This is a genomic window from Cryomorphaceae bacterium, from assembly GCA_007695365.1.
Classification (GTDB): Bacteria; Bacteroidota; Bacteroidia; order Flavobacteriales_D; family SKUL01; genus SKUL01.
This window is the reverse complement of record REDV01000088.1, coordinates 1-15404: the sequence shown is the minus strand read 5'-3', so window position 1 is coordinate 15404 and position 15404 is coordinate 1. Positions and strand designations below refer to the sequence as shown.

Below are 15404 nucleotides of genomic sequence, written 5' to 3'. Positions count from 1 at the left end.
GCCGCGAGGGGATCAAATATGCGATGGAAGAAATGACGGAGGGGAGGTTGATGGTTTATTGAGGAAGAGCATGGGAACGCCTGGCACGTGCGGACTAGCGGCAGTTTCATGTAGAAAGTCAAAAGAACTTGTATGCAAAACGAAATGAATAGCTTATCCGAAGAAAAGTTTTCCAAATTCCTCTTATGTCTCGATGAAAATTGTAATCTGACAGATCGAATTTTGAATAGACACTCAAAATTCAATCAACTGTCAGAAAGTCAAGAAATCTTTCGGCAACTCGTACAAAGATCCAACATTCTGCTTTGTCAGATAAGGGAGTTCATTGCTGAGCACCATTCATATCCGTTCATTTCCTTGCCGCTCTTTATTTCTACCAGAGTAGCACTACTAGACTCAATTACCACATTCTACTTGCACTACTCATCCATGAACATTAAAAGCTTGGCTGATATTCTACGAAAATTGCAGCAGCCTTTAGCAAATTCCTTTTATCAAATATATCAGAAATGCAAAGAAAACGGAGAAAACATAGACCCCAATGAAATAGAAAGAGTTAAGAATATTTTTCCTGGACACTTCGAAAATAAAAATGATACGCTAAAACTTATAAGGCTAGGTAAAATTAATACATCAGATATGGTGAATGAAATCCAAAAAGCTGATGAATCACACAAACATATTCATTTTCAAGCGTACATTAATTATATGATCCTTTCGAACAGTGAGCATTTCAATCAAGGTAGCCACACACTCTTAAACTTGAATGAAGAGCAGCTTCTTCAAGTAGTTCTACCATCCTTAAAATATATTCTTCAAGGTCAATTTGTTTCACTCCAAAAGATCATCGATTCAGAACATGAAATTATTGAAGCTAAATCAATTCTAGAGCGTGTTTATGAATTAATCTGATTATCAATTAAATTCACAAACTAGCACCAGCGGCCCCTCAAATGAAGGACTTAGGCTACTGAACCACGTGGCAAATTCAAACCAGACTTAGGGTCATGTGAAAGGGCAAAGGTCATGGCTTGGCGAAACCAATTAGTTTGATCTTCATTTAAAGCCAAAAGATCAAAACAATCAACTTCTCTTATTCGGAAATTAGCAAGATGCCATAACAGATCACTACTGGCTTCATCTCCACTAATCAGATTGATTCTTCCGAACTTTTCGGGTAGAATATTTCGACAGGCATTCTTGAATGAAGATTCTGCCGAATGGCCGTCGCACCGCAACTTTGCACTAAACGCCGCGATACCAACATTGTTAAATCGAATTTGATAAAGGACATATATTTCACTTGTGAACGGTCCATGATCCTTCTTTCCGGTGGAATTAGCGGAAATAAAATTGAGAATTTTTCTAGTCGTATTCATTTTTGCAACTATTTACATTTATTGTATGATATGTCATCGAACATGCTTTGGCCGTAAGAATGATGCCACCGGATCCTATACCGAAAAGGTTCCATTTCACTTTTTCCTTTAAATTTTTATTTCGTTCTTACATTGAAGTATGGTTTTATATACAACACGATTTAAAATATATTTTATTAACACACTGATTGACAAGACAAATATACACTTTTTAACAAAACATGGCGGCTAAATCACCAAAAAGCATTCACCTAATCTGGCGCAAGCGTCCGCTTGGGCCCATCTCCATAACCACTAACTTATGTATATCATGTGCAAAAACACCGTTTCAGGAATAAGAAAATTTTGCACTTACTCAAAGTTACATTGAATGGAAAATGACACAAGCGGACGCTTACGCCAGTGTAGGAGGGTTCCGCCCACGTGAGTTTTCGGACTAATGTGGTAATCCAATTTTTGAATAACTTGCAGACAAAATTACAGAGTCAATGGAAATCTTGTACATAGTTATCGGTCTTATAATTATCGGCTCTATAATAAATGCTATATCCGAATGGTTAGGTAATGTCAAGGAAAAAAAAGCGAAATTGAGGGCTCATCCAGTTTTACAAAAAGAGCTCAAGCAGACATCTGAATTGATGACGAAATGTCAAAAGGTAAATGACGCCTTAGTTGCTGAGAATAAGCGGTGGTCAGATAAAATTGATCAGTTGGGTGATGAAATTAACCAACTGACTTTAGATTTAGAAATTTCCGAAAAAGATAATGAAGCCCTAGTTGCTGAGAACAAACGGTTGGCTGATAAAATTAACCAATTGACTTCAAATTTAGAAATTTCTCGAAAAGATATTGAAAGAGCAAATCAGCGCATTTCCGAGATTAAGCAGGAAAGGGATCGTTTTAAAAGCGGTCTAAAAGAGCAACACGACCTTTATATCGCACTTCAAAGTAAAAGTAATAATTCGGTAACTAAAATAACTTCACTGTACAGCGATTTTCTTTTGCTGGAATACGATGTAATAGCAAGGTATTTAGAAAATAAAACACGGCCAGCAAGGATTGAAGGCAAAAGAATTAGACAACTCAAGCAGGAAAGTAAGTTGCATTTGGAAAAGTACCGTCAAATGATGTACAAATTTGAGTATCTCTTAAATTTATTTCCAGAGCTCTCCACCTATGTCGATGATTTTGAATCTTTAAAACAACTTGAAGCAGCCAGCTCCATTAATAATTTCAAAGAAGAGTATGACAAAGTACGAGACTACATCAGCAAAGAAGAATACCTTAAATTAAGTATTGACGACAGAAATCAACTTGCATTGGATAAGTATATTAAAGGGCCGAAAACCAATTGGCAAATTGGAAGAGATTATGAATTGTTTTGTGGGCAGGAGTATGAGAAAGAAGGTTGGAATGTGTCATATTTCGGAATGGAGCAAAAGTTAGAAGATTTAGGTCGAGATTTGATAGCGATCAAAAATAATCGGATTCATATTGTTCAGTGTAAATTTTGGTCTCAGAAGAAAGTCATCCACGAAAAACATATTATGCAACTGTATGGCTCAACAATCGCATATGCTTATGACAAAGATATGCTTTGGGATGAAATACTTCCGGTATTTATAACAAATACAGAGCTCTCCAAAACGGCCAAGATAATAGCAGATAAACTAGGTGTCAAAGTAGTTAAAAAAGACATGGCCGAATTTCCAAGAATTAAGTGCAATATTGGAAAAGATGAATATGGTTTTGATACAAAAATTTATCACTTACCATTTGATCAACAATATGACAGAACTAGAATAAAACAAGGGCAAGGCTTCTTTGCAAACGACGTTAAAACTGCTGTCAGTAAAGGTTACAGGAGAGCATATAGGTATTTTGGTAATTAGGAAGCACTTTGTTCGATCACAAAATGAAATTAACTCGTTGAATTTCAATTCCCTCAGAGTCACTCAACGAGGACTCTCTGGGAGGTTCGCCGAATACCTCGCGAAAGTGGCGCCCTCGGTGCGAACAAGGTGCTCAACACGCACTGCATTGATCATGGACTTTTCCATACTTAACCAGCAAGAATTTCATTTTTTGACGATTGTGCTTGGTCATTTGAAGATAATTGGCGATATTCAGCCATGTTCAAATGGCTAAAAGACGGCGGGCGTAAAGAAAAAGGCTGGAAATTCTGGTTCAAAATCATCCTTGCACTTTTTGTAATTGTCGGTGTTGTAACAATGATTTTCTACAACCTCATTCCTGAAAATCAATAGAGTTGACATCATCCACTTCGCTCAAAGAATCAATCAAGACCCCGATTCAGGGGCATGGAGTAGCTTGTTCTCGTCCCAGCTTGTTCTCCTTTGACAGGAGGATGTGTGTTGGAATCGTTTAAAAGGGCCCAAATCCACTTCCCTCAAAGTGTTCAGCGAGTAGCCCTGAAGAGGATGAATAGTCAGTTTGTTTTCAGCTCTTAGCCCTCATCATGTGGGAAGCTGATGCAACCAGCTAATAATCTGTCGATTAATTTAACCATTTGCTGATAAGTTTAACGTACCATATCGATTGAAAAACTGCTTCTTGTTACCTTGGGTGAGCAAAACGTTTTTTAATGACCAACCCACTTAATTACCTGATATCCGAGCTGAACAAAGAGAACCTTTGGGAAGGTCATCTTTCCCTGCAACGCAATGATTACCTGAAAAATCAGGGAAGCATGGATACGCGGTTGTACTTTATTCAAACGGGCTGTTTACGGGTTTTTGTGGTGGACGATTACGAAGAGCATACCATCCGCTTTGGTTATGAAAACAACGTGATTGCCGCGCTGGACTCCTTTATTACTGAACAAGCCTCGGACATGGTGATTCAGGCCCTGCGGAAAACGGAAGTTAAGGTGCTTGAAAAAGCGGCATTTATGGAGTTTGCGCGCAGCACACCGGAGCGCTTTGAAAGCTGGCTTCAGCTTCTGGAACAACTCATCTACCAACAACTTGAACGAGAGCGCGACCTTCTCACCTCCTCGCCTGCCGAGCGTTTCAGGAGGGTGCTTCAAAGAAGCCCACAGTTGTTTCAGGAAGTACCTCATAAATATATCGCGTCCTACCTGCGTATGACCCCGGAAACCTTGTCGCGCCTCAAAAATAACTGAAGCGAACCCGAAAAACTGTATTCTTGATTTCAATCAAGGAAATTCATCCGGGCTACCCTCATCTTTGTCTTAAAGAAAAGTGATGCGATCTACAAGCGAATTTCTACTGGCCGATTTAAAGGCGCGTACCCACAAGCACATCCGGGCCGCGAAGGAACTTCTCACACTGTCTGACGATGTGCTCAACCAAAGATCCTCTGAGAAAAGCTGGAGCGCCCTTGAGTGCCTGGAGCACCTCAATTTGTACGGAGACTTCTACCTGCCCGAAATCCAATCGCGTATGGAAAGAAGCCGCCATGTTACAGAGAGAACTTTCAAGTCCGGACTACTGGGAAACTATTTTGCGCAAAGTATGCTTCCCAAGGCAAAACTCAACAAGATGAAAACTTTTAATGACAAGAACCCCATTGGAAGCTCCTTGACCCGGCAAACCATTCACCACTTTATTGCTCAACAGCAGGAAATGCTGACACTGCTTCAAAAGGCCGCTGCTGTGAGTTTGAACCGCACCAAAACCCGCATCAGCATTCCATTTCCCGTAAAGCTCAAACTGGGCGACACCTTTCGCTTTGTGATTTACCACAATGAACGGCACATTGCGCAAGCACTTGGGGCGATTACCCCTTGAAGCATTGTAGAAAGGAATGTGATTAAAAGGATTTCTAAAAGTGATCTGGTTCACTCCAGGTTCAATTGCCACGACACCCCAAAACGATCCACTACCCATCCAAATTTTTGACTGAAACCGTAGTTACCAAGTGGCATAGCCGCTTCCCCGCCTTCCAATAAGCTAGTGTAGAGTCTCTCAATTTCATCGTCGTTTTCGCATTCAACGTAATTGGAAACTGCCGGTGTAAAATCCCAGTTGTGCACAGGAGGACTGTCGCTACACATGTATTTCAATCCATTGAGCTGAAAAGTAGCGTGCATTACCCTGCCTTCTGCTCCGGGACCTCCTTTCTCCCATCGTTTGATTTCAAGAATCCTTGAGTTATTAAACAGGCTGATGTAAAAATTCATGGCCTCTTCAGCGTCGTTCTTCTGAAAAGTAAGGAAGGGAGCAATTCGTTGTTTATTTGACGATTGAATCTCTTCAATGGCAAGATCGCTACCAACCTGAACGCAACCGGTGTGTGCGACAAACAAGATGAAAAGGGAACAAGTTGCGAGATATTTCATTACGCTGAATATTTCTGGTTGCACAAAATATAACGTGTAAGCATAACCAAAAGTAATGTTTTTAAGCCAGAATGTGGCGAGTTTTAACAAGGTATTAGCTGCCTAAATCTTTCCTAAACCTGAAGTATTCAAATACTTCTCGCAATTCTTCATCAATAAGGGCTCGGTCGTAGCCGTATTGCTCCAGGCTGTAATCGTGCTTGCTGCGGTATTGCCGTGACCGACTGCATTGATTCCGGAGCCTTTCCACAAAGTCGTCATCCGGTGTCCACCCGAATGTGCGGTAAACATCCAGGATGGTATCCATGGGATTTTTGACGAAATCCTTGTATCTCACGTGGTAGAACCGCTCTGCATCGAGATGAGGGATCATCCTGAAAAAGTGCTGATAAAAGCGAATACTCAGCATGCCCCAGTTGCGGTATTCGGGCGAGTTCTCGGGAATATCCGGCGCGTGAATTTTCCAGGGAGCAGCAAACATACTCGTGATGGAAGGAATGGTTTTGTAGGGATGCCTAACCGGGTAAATGATGCGAGCATCCGGAAAAGTCTTAAGCAACATACCCATTCGGCCGGTTGAGATGACGTTTTTGCTGAGAAATACCTTGTCCGGACCCCATGCGTACAAAAAGCGCTGAATGGTATTGCGGTAATAGGCCATCATGCAGGCCTTCTTTTTGGCCGGTAGTTCGTCGGCAATCCAGAGGGAATCAATCTTCTTCATCCACGGAAAAACCAGGCCAATAGCCGGCGACATCAGGCTGAGCACAAACAACCCTTCATCCTCTTCGCTTCGCTCAAAGCCCATGGGATGAATGTCTTTCCAGCCTTCAAAAACACGGTCTTCCACTTTTTCGAAAAATCGTCGCAACGGCCAGTTCATCTTCTTATCGAGCCGCTTCAACATTAGGATAAACCTGAAAAAGAGCACCGATGGCAAAAAGGTATGGTACAGCAAAAAATAGGTGAATCGCTTGTCGTCCAAACACAAAAGCCGGTGCATATAGGTGGTTCCGCTGCGTGGGTTGGAAATAATGAATACCGGTTCCCGAATGGTGGTTTTGCGATAGGCCGGATAGAACACTTCATCCAGAAGGCGCAAAACCACACTCAGGGCGGCGTGAAAAAGTAAAATCAAGGCAACTCCGAAAATGATGAGCGCGCGTTTCCAGTAGAAGTACCGAAGATTCCAAAACAGAAGACTTGCGAACACCTTCCAGTCCCAATAAAATATCTCAGCCAACCATTTTCGCATAGTACCGCGCAAGGTAAGCAGACTGAGAAAAAGTGGCCTGTAATCAGAGATACACCACTTTGAGCGGATCGGGGTTAAGCAGTGCTTTATGGATGATGTTACGCACGGTAGGCGATTCGGGGTGGCGCTCGATGACTTTTGCGAGTTCCTCAAAACTTTTGCTCTCTACATGGTCTTGTATAAAGCCGAATCCTAGATACTTATCACCGTCCACAAGCACCAGTGATTGCTCGTCCTGGTCTCTGCCCTGACCAATCAGCGCGCACCGGCGGCTTTCGTTATGAAGGGCGCCCATGGCCTGACGTACACGTTTATTGTACGCCGGTACATTTTCAGACCTGCATTTTTTACCCTGGACGTTGCAACGCTCGCAAAAGCTTCCCATGCCGCACAAGGCGGGGCACAGACCAAAAGCACCGGCCATTTGCCCCAGGGTATTACGCGCGTCTTGAAGTCGGACAAAGGTTTGCAGCGCACTATTGGCTGAAGGTGCCTGATTGATCGCCAGGCGATAAATACCTGACACATCCTCGTACTGGTAAATACCGTAGCGGCGTGTCGGATTTTTCTGTGCCTTGTTGAACCTGGGCCAAAAGCGTCTGATTTCACTGTCTTCCAGTAAAAGTGCGACGAGCTCTGAACCCGTTTTTTTAAAACGCACTTCGTAAATATGTCTTTTGAAAGCCTCAGATCGCTGGCTACTATCGGAGCCTGAAAAATGCTGCCTAACCCGCTGCTTCAAATTGGCGGCTTTACCGATGTATATAATCTTGCCCTGCCCGTCCTTGAAATAATACACACCCGGTTCTTCAGGGAGGGAATCAAACTGTTCGCGTGGAAGGTGAGCCGGTAAAATCACCTCACCCGAGTTTCTTTTTGAAGAAGACAGGATGTAATTGTTTCTGTCGAGACCCAGCAATTTTTCAAACAAAATTACGGTGGCCTTTAAATCGCCCATGGCCCGATGGGCATTTTCGTGCCGAATATTGAGGTGATTGCAGAGGCGCCCGAGACTGTAGGAAGGCGAGCCGGGTATGAGCTTTCGGCTCAATCGCACCGTGCAAAGCTTGTTTCTGTTAAAACTCTTGCCAAAGCGTTCAAACTCATTGCGCACAAAGGTGTAGTCAAAATGCACATGATGAGCCACAAAAATGCAGCCTTTGGTGATGCGCTCAATTTCGGGTATAAGTTCCTCAAAAGAAGGAGCATCCATCACCATATCGTTGGAAATACCTGTCAGGCCCGTGATGTACATCGGTATGTTTCGGGGTGGGCGAACAAGGGATTCAAACCAATGAATGGGCTTTTCGCCATCATGGATGCAGATGGCAATTTCCGTAATTCCGTTGCCGGCCGCATAGGAACCGGTGGTTTCAACATCTACAATGGCGTACATAACTGTTCATTGGGTTGGACACGACAAGTTTAACACTTTGAACGCAAAAACGTTTTCCAGCCTCCACCGATTAGACGGATTGAAAAAAAAGCCGGATGAAGTGAGGTCGTTTCAGCCAAAAAAGCTAACTTTCACCGACTAACTGGAATTCAAAAAGGCAAAAAAATGACCATGTCAACAGGTTACGTACCGGAAATGGCCAAGGAAAAACTGGCTGGCCTGCGTTTTCCTGATGGTGATGTACTACCACTTTTTGAGCAGAGAGCAGAGCGCAAAAGACTGTTGCAAAGGGCAATGGATTTTGGCAATTACGCACAATACAAGGTGGCTATTGTGTTTGAAGATGACTGCGGTTTAAAGCGGGTAGAAACAACCATTTGGGATCTGGATGACGACTTTGTGTACCTCAAAAACAGGATTCGCATTCCCTTGGGGCGAATTCGCGAGGTGCGCATCTGAAGTTGTGCCAACGTGAGCCCAATCCAATGGGCAGTTTCTACTGCCTCATTCTTTTTTTGTCTTTTCTGAGCCTTCTCCATCCCATTAATGTTCAGGCAAAACCGCGCCGCTAACGCGGGGTGGTTTTTCATTTCCCCTTGCCTTGCATGCGAGCATGCGGCAAAACCGCATCTCCTCCCTGCCGACGGTGATCCCGGTGAAGGGGATTACCTCCCTGCCGTCGGTGATCCCCGGTGGGGGAAGGCTTCAGGCAAAACCGCGCCGCTAACGCGGGGTGGTTTTTCATTTCCCCTTGCCTTGCATGCGAGCATGCGGCAAGGGGAAATGAAAAACCCGCACCTTCTCAGGTGCGGGTTTTGCCTGGCGGAGAGAGAGGGATTCGAACCCCCGGTACCTCTCGGTACAACGGTTTTCAAGACCGCCGCATTCGACCACTCTGCCATCTCTCCGGCATCGAGGCGCAAAAGTACATTTTTTTTAATTCGACAAAACAGACAGCAATCCTATTTTGGAAAATCGGCAAATTGGCCGTTCGGTGCGAAATTTGTACCTTTATATGAGTAATATCCGTCCTCACTATGAAGCTTTTCCAAAAATCACTGATTGTCACCATACTGGCTCTCATTTCATTCCAGATAAAGGCCATTGAGGCCTACTTCGATTACAAAGTGTTTCATGTTCCCGGACAAGGTGTCATGCTTGAAACCTACCTCAACTTCTTTTCAGAATCACTTCATTTCGAGGAAGTGGAGGGAGGCGAACAGGCCGTTATTGACATCACCATCATCCTTTCTCAGGGAGATGAGATTGTGACATTCTCGAAAAAAAGTTTGCAAAGCAGCGTGATTGCAGACAGCATTTACAACGACATGATGGACCAACAGCGGTTTTTGCTGGATTATGGTGTGTACATGATTGAAGTGGTGGTCGGGCAGCCGGCTTTTCAGGGGCAGAGCGAAACCTTTACCGAAGAAATTGTGATTGAGCGCCCCGAATTGGATATTTTCTTTTCGGACGTGCAATGGGTGGCAGCATTCAAAAAAACCGACGAACCTAACGAACTCACCAAATCAGGCTACGACCTTCTTCCCTTCGTTTCCAACTACATGCCCACGGAAATGAACTCTATTGTGTTCTATGCCGAGCTGTACGGAACAGACGAAAAACTCGGAGCCGACGAGCCTTTTCTGCTGGTTTATTACGTAGAAAACCACGACACCAAACAGAAAGTGGAAAGCATATTCTCGCGCACTAAAATGAATACCACAAGTGTGATTCCCATCATGAAGAAGGTGGATATCCGGAATCTCAGGTCGGGAAATTACTCGCTGGTTCTTGAAGTTCGTGACAAAGAGAACAACCTCGTCTCTACGCAAGCCAAATTCTTTCAACGCGCCAATGTGCACCTTCAGGACGATCAGGAGGTGGATTACACGGCCAGCATTGGTGAGAAAGCCTTCGTGAACAGCCTGAACAACGTAGATACACTCTACGAATATATCAATAGCTTGATTCCCATTGCCGGCGACGGCGAGGCATCGCTTATTCGCAGATTTCACTCCAACAAGGATCTGGATCATATGCAGCGATTTTTCTACGCCTTTTGGAAAAAACGTGACACACACTCACCGGAAATAGCCTGGAATGAATACCGTGAACGATTGAAAGAAGTGGAGCGCCGCTACGGAGCTCCCAACAGAAAAGGCTACGAAACCGATATGGGACGCGTGTACCTGGCCTATGGTCCGCCGGATGTTTTTGTAGATCGCCCCAGCGAACCCAATGCCTACCCCTATCAAATCTGGCAATATTTCAGAGCAGAACGTTGGACCAACGTGCGCTTCGTGTTTTACGATCGCACCCTACTTATGCACGATTACGAGTTGCTCCACTGTGATAAAATTCCCGGCGAAATCAAAAACCCGAGATGGGATATGCTGATTCACCAGAGGGATACACCTCTTAACGAAATTGATCGCACCCAGTCGCGCAGCCACTTTGGGGGAAGAACGCAGGATTTCTTCCTGACCCCTCGCTAAGATTGAGCACTCCTTTTATTGCATAGATTTGCCACTTCATGCAAACAGTGGTTGCTATACTCAATTGGAACGGGCTCTCATGGCTTCAAAAATTCCTGCCAGATGTTGTACTCAACAGCCCCGAGGCATCTGTAGCCGTTATTGACAACGCGAGCACTGACGATAGCGTAGCCTGGATCAAATCACACCATCCTGAAGTACAAGTCATTCATCTCGATCACAATCACGGCTTTGCAGGTGGATACAACAAAGGACTTGAAAAAATTAAGGCAGAAAACTTTGTGCTCCTCAACTCCGACGTTGCGGTTACCCAGGGGTGGCTGGGCCCCATGCTACGCGCTTTGGAGAAAAATGATTGGGATGCACTGCAACCCAAAATCCTTTCCTTTCAGCAAAAAGACACCTTTGAATACGCGGGCGCTGCAGGTGGGTTTATAGACCGTGATGGTTTTATTTTTTGTCGCGGAAGGATGTTCAACCACTTTGAAAAAGACCAAGGCCAGTATAACCAGGCATCTGAAGTGTTCTGGGCCTCAGGAGCGGCTCTGTTGATCAGGGCACAGTCATATCGCGATGCAGGAGGGTTGGATGAAGATTTTTTCGCCCACATGGAAGAAATTGATTTGTGCTGGCGATTGAAAAACAAAGGAAAACGTATAGGTTATTGCCCCGATTCTGTGGTGTATCATGTTGGTGGGGGCACTCTGAGCAAAATCAACCCGAGGAAAACTTACCTCAATTTCCGAAACAACTTGTACCTCCTGGTGAAGAACTACCGCGGAGGCAATCTGGGCGTCAAGCTTTTCCGCAGAATGATTCTGGATGGACTCGCAGCGTTCAAGTTTCTTTTTGAAGGCCAGTTCAAGCATTTTTTCGCAGTATTCAGGGCACACATGTCGCTCTATACCAACCTTGCCAAATTCCTCAAAAAGCGAAAATCACTGGCACCGGGCATTGAAATAACCCAACACACCGGATACTACCGACGCAGCGTAGTGTGGCAATACTTCCTAAAAGGAAAGAAACACTTTCACCAACTCCACCCGGTGGACTTCACTACTTCCGGAAAAGAAAATGGCTGATGGCAAGTCGGTATCCATCCAGCCCCAAACCAACAATCAATCCTGTGCAATACGCCGATAAAAGAGACCGGTGTCGTTCCGGCTCACGGGCATACACGTTGGAAATATGCACTTCAATCACGGGAATAGGGACAGTCTTAACCGCGTCGGCAAGGGCCAACGACGTATGAGAATAGGCCGCGGCATTCAGCACCAAACCGTCGCAGTCACTGCCACATTGCTGAATGGCATTGACCAACTCACCTTCTACATTGCTTTGGTAGAAAGCAAATTCCACGTCCGGAAAAAAGGTCTTTAGTTCGTTCAGGTAGTCTTCGAAACTACGATTGCCGTAAATTTCGGGCTCTCTTTTACCGAGCATGTTCAAATTCGGTCCGTTGATAATTGCAATGCGCATAATGCAGGCGTGTTCATTAAGCGGCTAATTTAGCACCATTGGCCGAAACTGGCGAAAAATCATGAATTGGAACGTTGCCATCAAAGGATTTTTGCAGTACGCTCGTCTTGAAAAAGGCTTGTCGGCCAACACCATTGAAGCCTACGAGAGAGATGTAGCGCGACTGGCAGAATTTGCCGAAGAGCAGAATATCACACCCCTTAATGTGAAGCTGGAAAACCTTCAGGCCTTTGTACATTGGGTATCTGAATTGGGGCTGGCAGCGCGCAGCCAGGCACGAATTGTTTCGGGAATAAAGGCATTTTACCGGTACCTGTTGATGGAAGACCTGGTGAACGACGATCCTGCCGAGCTGCTTGAAGCTCCCAAAACCGGATTGAAACTGCCGGAGGTACTGACCAAAGACGAAATAGACCGCATTATTGCGGCCATTGACTTGAGCAAACCCGAAGGAACCAGAAACAAAGCCATGATTGAAACGCTTTACAGTTGTGGCTTGCGCGTATCAGAGCTAATCAACCTGCAACTCAGCAACCTGTACTTTGACGAAGGTTTTGTGAGGGTGGTAGGAAAGGGCAACAAAGAACGCCTTGTACCCATTGGAGATGCCGCCCTGAAATACATTGATATTTACCTTAATTCTGTTCGTGTGCACCAGGATGTTTCACACGGCCATGAAGATTTTGTGTTTCTGAATCGCCGGGGAAAGCAACTCACACGGGTCATGATTTTCAGCATCGTAAAAGACCTTTGCAGGCGGGCCCAGATCAATAAGAACATATCTCCACACAGTTTCAGGCATTCATTTGCCACCCACCTGGTTGACGGTGGAGCCGACCTCCGGGCCATTCAGGAAATGCTCGGGCATCAGAGTATCACTACCACGGAAATTTATACCCACCTGGACCGTGATTTCCTGCGGGAAACCATAATGTCGCATCACCCCAGAGCCCGAAAAGGCTGATTTGTTTTTTAAACCCTGACGTCGTTCCACACTGTGAAAGTTTGGGCAAAAAAAAGACCGCCCGAAGGCGGTCTTTGAATCAGTTGAGAATCATCTCCAACTGATCGAGATTTTCAGACTTTCGTACGCTTAGTGCGCGTGAGTAGGCCAGAATTTTATCAATACAAGCCTTTCCAGGCTTTAATTGCTTGTTTTCCGGCTGAATTTCAGACCAAAGGTCTTTTTCATTTCGCGAAAAGAACGAAAGTTCGTCGAGAGTAGAATGTGTCATAGGCAAGAAACATTGTTTTAAATGAACTTGCCTTAAAAACGGGCTACAGGTTTGCTTAGTATGTGAAGCAGAAGAATTTTTAAGACCGAGTGAGCACGATGTTCTTTTCATCTACGATCTTCCGCATGTTGAGCACGGCATAACGCATTCTGCCTAAAGCAGTATTGATACTCACGTTGGTGGCTTCGGCAATTTCCTTAAAGCTCATGCGCTGGTAGTGTCGCATCATGACCACTTCTTTTTGCTCAGGAGGTAAGAGCTCAATCAGGCTACGGACGTCGTTGTGAATTTGCTCGTCAATCATCTTGTCTTCAATGGTATCCTCTTTTAAAGACACCGAAGCAAACACATCGTACTCATCGTCGCTTCTCGACATGGGCATTTTCTTTCCGCGACGGAAGTAATCAATGGCGAGATTGTGCGCGATGCGTGTAACCCAGGGCAGGAATTTGCCTTCCTCATTGTACTTTCCGGTGCGAAGGGTGTGGATGACCTTAATAAAGGTATCCTGGAAAATGTCTTCTGCCACTTCCCGATCCTTCACCAATAATACAACATGGGTAAAAACCTTTGATTTGCACCGGTCGATCAACTCAACCAATGCTTCTTCCCTACCTTGCAGATACAGCTTAACAAGCTCTCTGTCTTCTAACCTTGACATAGACATACTCTCCTCTTTTTGATTCAACATGAACGCCTTCGTGGCGTCTAATTACGTTTCAGAGTAGATGTCTATTCGATAGGTTAATCGGGTTTTAGGGTTCAAGGTTTGTTTGTTGCCAGCGGAGCGATGAACATTTTCATACGGCTGACGATTAACAAATATAGCCATTATTCAACACACCAAGCAAGTGATATTGGCTAATTTTGCGATTTGTTTCACCATTATCCGCATCCTACATGCCTCAAATAGACCCGCAAAATGTTTCAGATCAGGACTATATCATCATTAGAGGGGCACGTGTTCACAACCTGAAAAATATTCATCTCGCGCTGCCGCGAAACCAATGGATTGTTTTTACAGGCTTGTCGGGGTCCGGAAAATCGTCACTTGCTTTCGATACGCTTTACGCAGAAGGGCAGCGCAGATACGTTGAAAGCCTCTCTGCCTATGCACGGCAATTTCTTGGCAAACTCGATAAGCCCGACGTGGATCGCATTGACGGTATTTCACCTGCCATTGCCATTGAGCAAAAAACCGTTTCGCGCAATGCCCGCTCTACAGTTGGCACCAGCACAGAAATCTACGATTACCTGAAATTGCTCTTTGCCAGGGTAGGACGCACCATTTCTCCGGTTTCGGGCAAGGAGGTGGTACGACACTACACCAAAGATGTGGTGGTTGTGATTGAGCAAATGCCGCATGACAAGCGACTATTAATTGCTGCACCGATCGCAAACAGGTACAACCGCACCCGGAGGGAGCAACTTGAAATACTGCTGCAACAGGGATATTCCCGCGTACTGGAGGGCAACGACACCCTGCTCATTGATGAATTGCTCGAAGGCAAAATCAAAGAGACCAAAGATGAGTTGGTGTTGGTGATTGACCGTGTTACTGCAGATACAGCCAACGCGGAAAACCTGAGTCGCATTACCGATTCAATTGAAACTGCCTTCTCTGAGGGCAACGGCACAGCTTACCTTGTAGCTCTAAACCAGGATGCCCCCCCTGATTTGCACAGCTTCTCCAACCGCTTTGAAGCTGACGGAATGGTGTTTGAAGAGCCTAGCGTACATTTTTTTACCTTCAACAACCCCGTGGGTGCATGCAAAACATGCGAGGGATTTGGCTCCGTAATAGGTATTGACCCGGAAGCAGTCATTCCCGATAAAAG

General features: G+C 44.9%; 16 protein-coding genes and 1 tRNA gene. 9 read left to right on the top strand and 8 right to left on the bottom strand.

Annotated elements, in window-relative coordinates; all coding sequences use genetic code 11:
- Nucleotides 1-132 precede the first annotated feature (132 nt).
- The gene (locus tag EA392_08280; protein TVR38938.1) at nt 133-912 is read left to right on the top strand and encodes a hypothetical protein; all 780 of its coding nucleotides are present in this window, start codon (nt 133-135) and stop codon (nt 910-912) included.
- 50 nt (nt 913-962) lie between these two features.
- Here EA392_08280 and EA392_08275 read toward each other — a convergent pair whose 3' ends face one another.
- A complete protein-coding gene (locus tag EA392_08275; protein TVR38937.1) occupies nt 963-1379 on the bottom strand; it encodes a hypothetical protein in 417 nt (138 codons plus the stop codon).
- A 488-nt stretch (nt 1380-1867) separates the two neighbouring features.
- On the opposite strand from EA392_08275, the gene EA392_08270 reads away from it, so the two are divergent.
- From EA392_08270 to EA392_08260, 3 genes are all read left to right on the top strand, one after another.
- Nucleotides 1868-3271, top strand: coding sequence for a hypothetical protein (locus EA392_08270; protein ID TVR38936.1), 1404 nt, complete (start codon nt 1868-1870; stop codon nt 3269-3271).
- 713 nt (nt 3272-3984) lie between these two features.
- Nucleotides 3985-4524, top strand: a complete 540-nt coding sequence (locus EA392_08265; protein TVR38935.1) for a Crp/Fnr family transcriptional regulator — start codon at nt 3985-3987, stop codon at nt 4522-4524.
- Nucleotides 4525-4606: 82 nt separating this feature from the next.
- Nucleotides 4607-5152 (top strand): DinB family protein, encoded by a 546-nt coding sequence (locus tag EA392_08260; protein TVR38934.1) that lies wholly within the window; start codon nt 4607-4609, stop codon nt 5150-5152.
- 50 nt (nt 5153-5202) lie between these two features.
- On the opposite strand, the gene EA392_08255 is transcribed toward EA392_08260, so the two are convergent.
- The 3 genes from EA392_08255 to EA392_08245 all read right to left on the bottom strand — a co-directional run bounded on the left by EA392_08255 (nt 5203) and on the right by EA392_08245 (nt 8354).
- Nucleotides 5203-5703 (bottom strand): VOC family protein, encoded by a 501-nt coding sequence (locus tag EA392_08255; GenBank protein TVR38933.1) that lies wholly within the window; start codon nt 5701-5703, stop codon nt 5203-5205.
- A 94-nt stretch (nt 5704-5797) separates the two neighbouring features.
- A complete protein-coding gene (locus tag EA392_08250; GenBank protein TVR38932.1) occupies nt 5798-6958 on the bottom strand; it encodes a sulfotransferase in 1161 nt (386 codons plus the stop codon).
- 43 nt (nt 6959-7001) lie between these two features.
- Nucleotides 7002-8354 (bottom strand): DNA polymerase III subunit epsilon, encoded by a 1353-nt coding sequence (locus EA392_08245; protein TVR38931.1) that lies wholly within the window; start codon nt 8352-8354, stop codon nt 7002-7004.
- 165 nt (nt 8355-8519) lie between these two features.
- On the opposite strand from EA392_08245, the gene EA392_08240 reads away from it, so the two are divergent.
- On the top strand, nt 8520-8813 hold the full coding sequence (locus EA392_08240; GenBank protein TVR38930.1) for a hypothetical protein: 294 nt from the start codon (nt 8520-8522) through the stop codon (nt 8811-8813).
- A 361-nt stretch (nt 8814-9174) separates the two neighbouring features.
- Here EA392_08240 and EA392_08235 read toward each other — a convergent pair.
- Nucleotides 9175-9262: transfer RNA gene (locus EA392_08235), tRNA-Ser, on the bottom strand.
- Nucleotides 9263-9391: 129 nt separating this feature from the next.
- Between EA392_08235 and EA392_08230 the strand changes: the two genes are divergently transcribed.
- Nucleotides 9392-10852 carry a GWxTD domain-containing protein gene (locus EA392_08230; protein TVR38929.1) on the top strand — a complete coding sequence of 487 codons (1461 nt, stop codon included), beginning with the start codon at nt 9392-9394 and terminating at the stop codon, nt 10850-10852.
- A gap of 38 nt (nt 10853-10890) precedes the next feature.
- A complete protein-coding gene (locus EA392_08225; GenBank protein ID TVR38928.1) occupies nt 10891-11934 on the top strand; it encodes a glycosyltransferase family 2 protein in 1044 nt (347 codons plus the stop codon).
- Here the strand turns inward: EA392_08225 and aroQ are convergent.
- Entirely contained in the window at nt 11909-12331 is a 423-nt protein-coding gene (aroQ, locus tag EA392_08220; protein TVR38927.1) for a type II 3-dehydroquinate dehydratase, read from the bottom strand. The two genes, EA392_08225 and aroQ, sit on opposite strands and share 26 nt — an antisense overlap.
- Nucleotides 12332-12392: 61 nt before the next feature.
- Between aroQ and xerD the strand changes: the two genes are divergently transcribed.
- Nucleotides 12393-13295: a site-specific tyrosine recombinase XerD gene (xerD, locus tag EA392_08215; protein ID TVR38926.1), complete on the top strand. Its 903-nt coding sequence runs from the start codon at nt 12393-12395 to the stop codon at nt 13293-13295.
- A 79-nt stretch (nt 13296-13374) separates the two neighbouring features.
- Here xerD and EA392_08210 read toward each other — a convergent pair whose 3' ends face one another.
- Both EA392_08210 and EA392_08205 read right to left on the bottom strand, forming a co-directional pair.
- Nucleotides 13375-13566: a hypothetical protein gene (locus EA392_08210; protein TVR38925.1), complete on the bottom strand. Its 192-nt coding sequence runs from the start codon at nt 13564-13566 to the stop codon at nt 13375-13377.
- 79 nt (nt 13567-13645) lie between these two features.
- The gene (locus EA392_08205) at nt 13646-14233 is read right to left on the bottom strand and encodes an RNA polymerase sigma factor (protein TVR38939.1); all 588 of its coding nucleotides are present in this window, start codon (nt 14231-14233) and stop codon (nt 13646-13648) included.
- A gap of 233 nt (nt 14234-14466) precedes the next feature.
- Here EA392_08205 and EA392_08200 point away from each other — a divergent pair.
- Nucleotides 14467-15404: excinuclease ABC subunit A (locus EA392_08200; GenBank protein ID TVR38924.1), on the top strand; the 938-nt coding region annotated here is incomplete at its 3' end.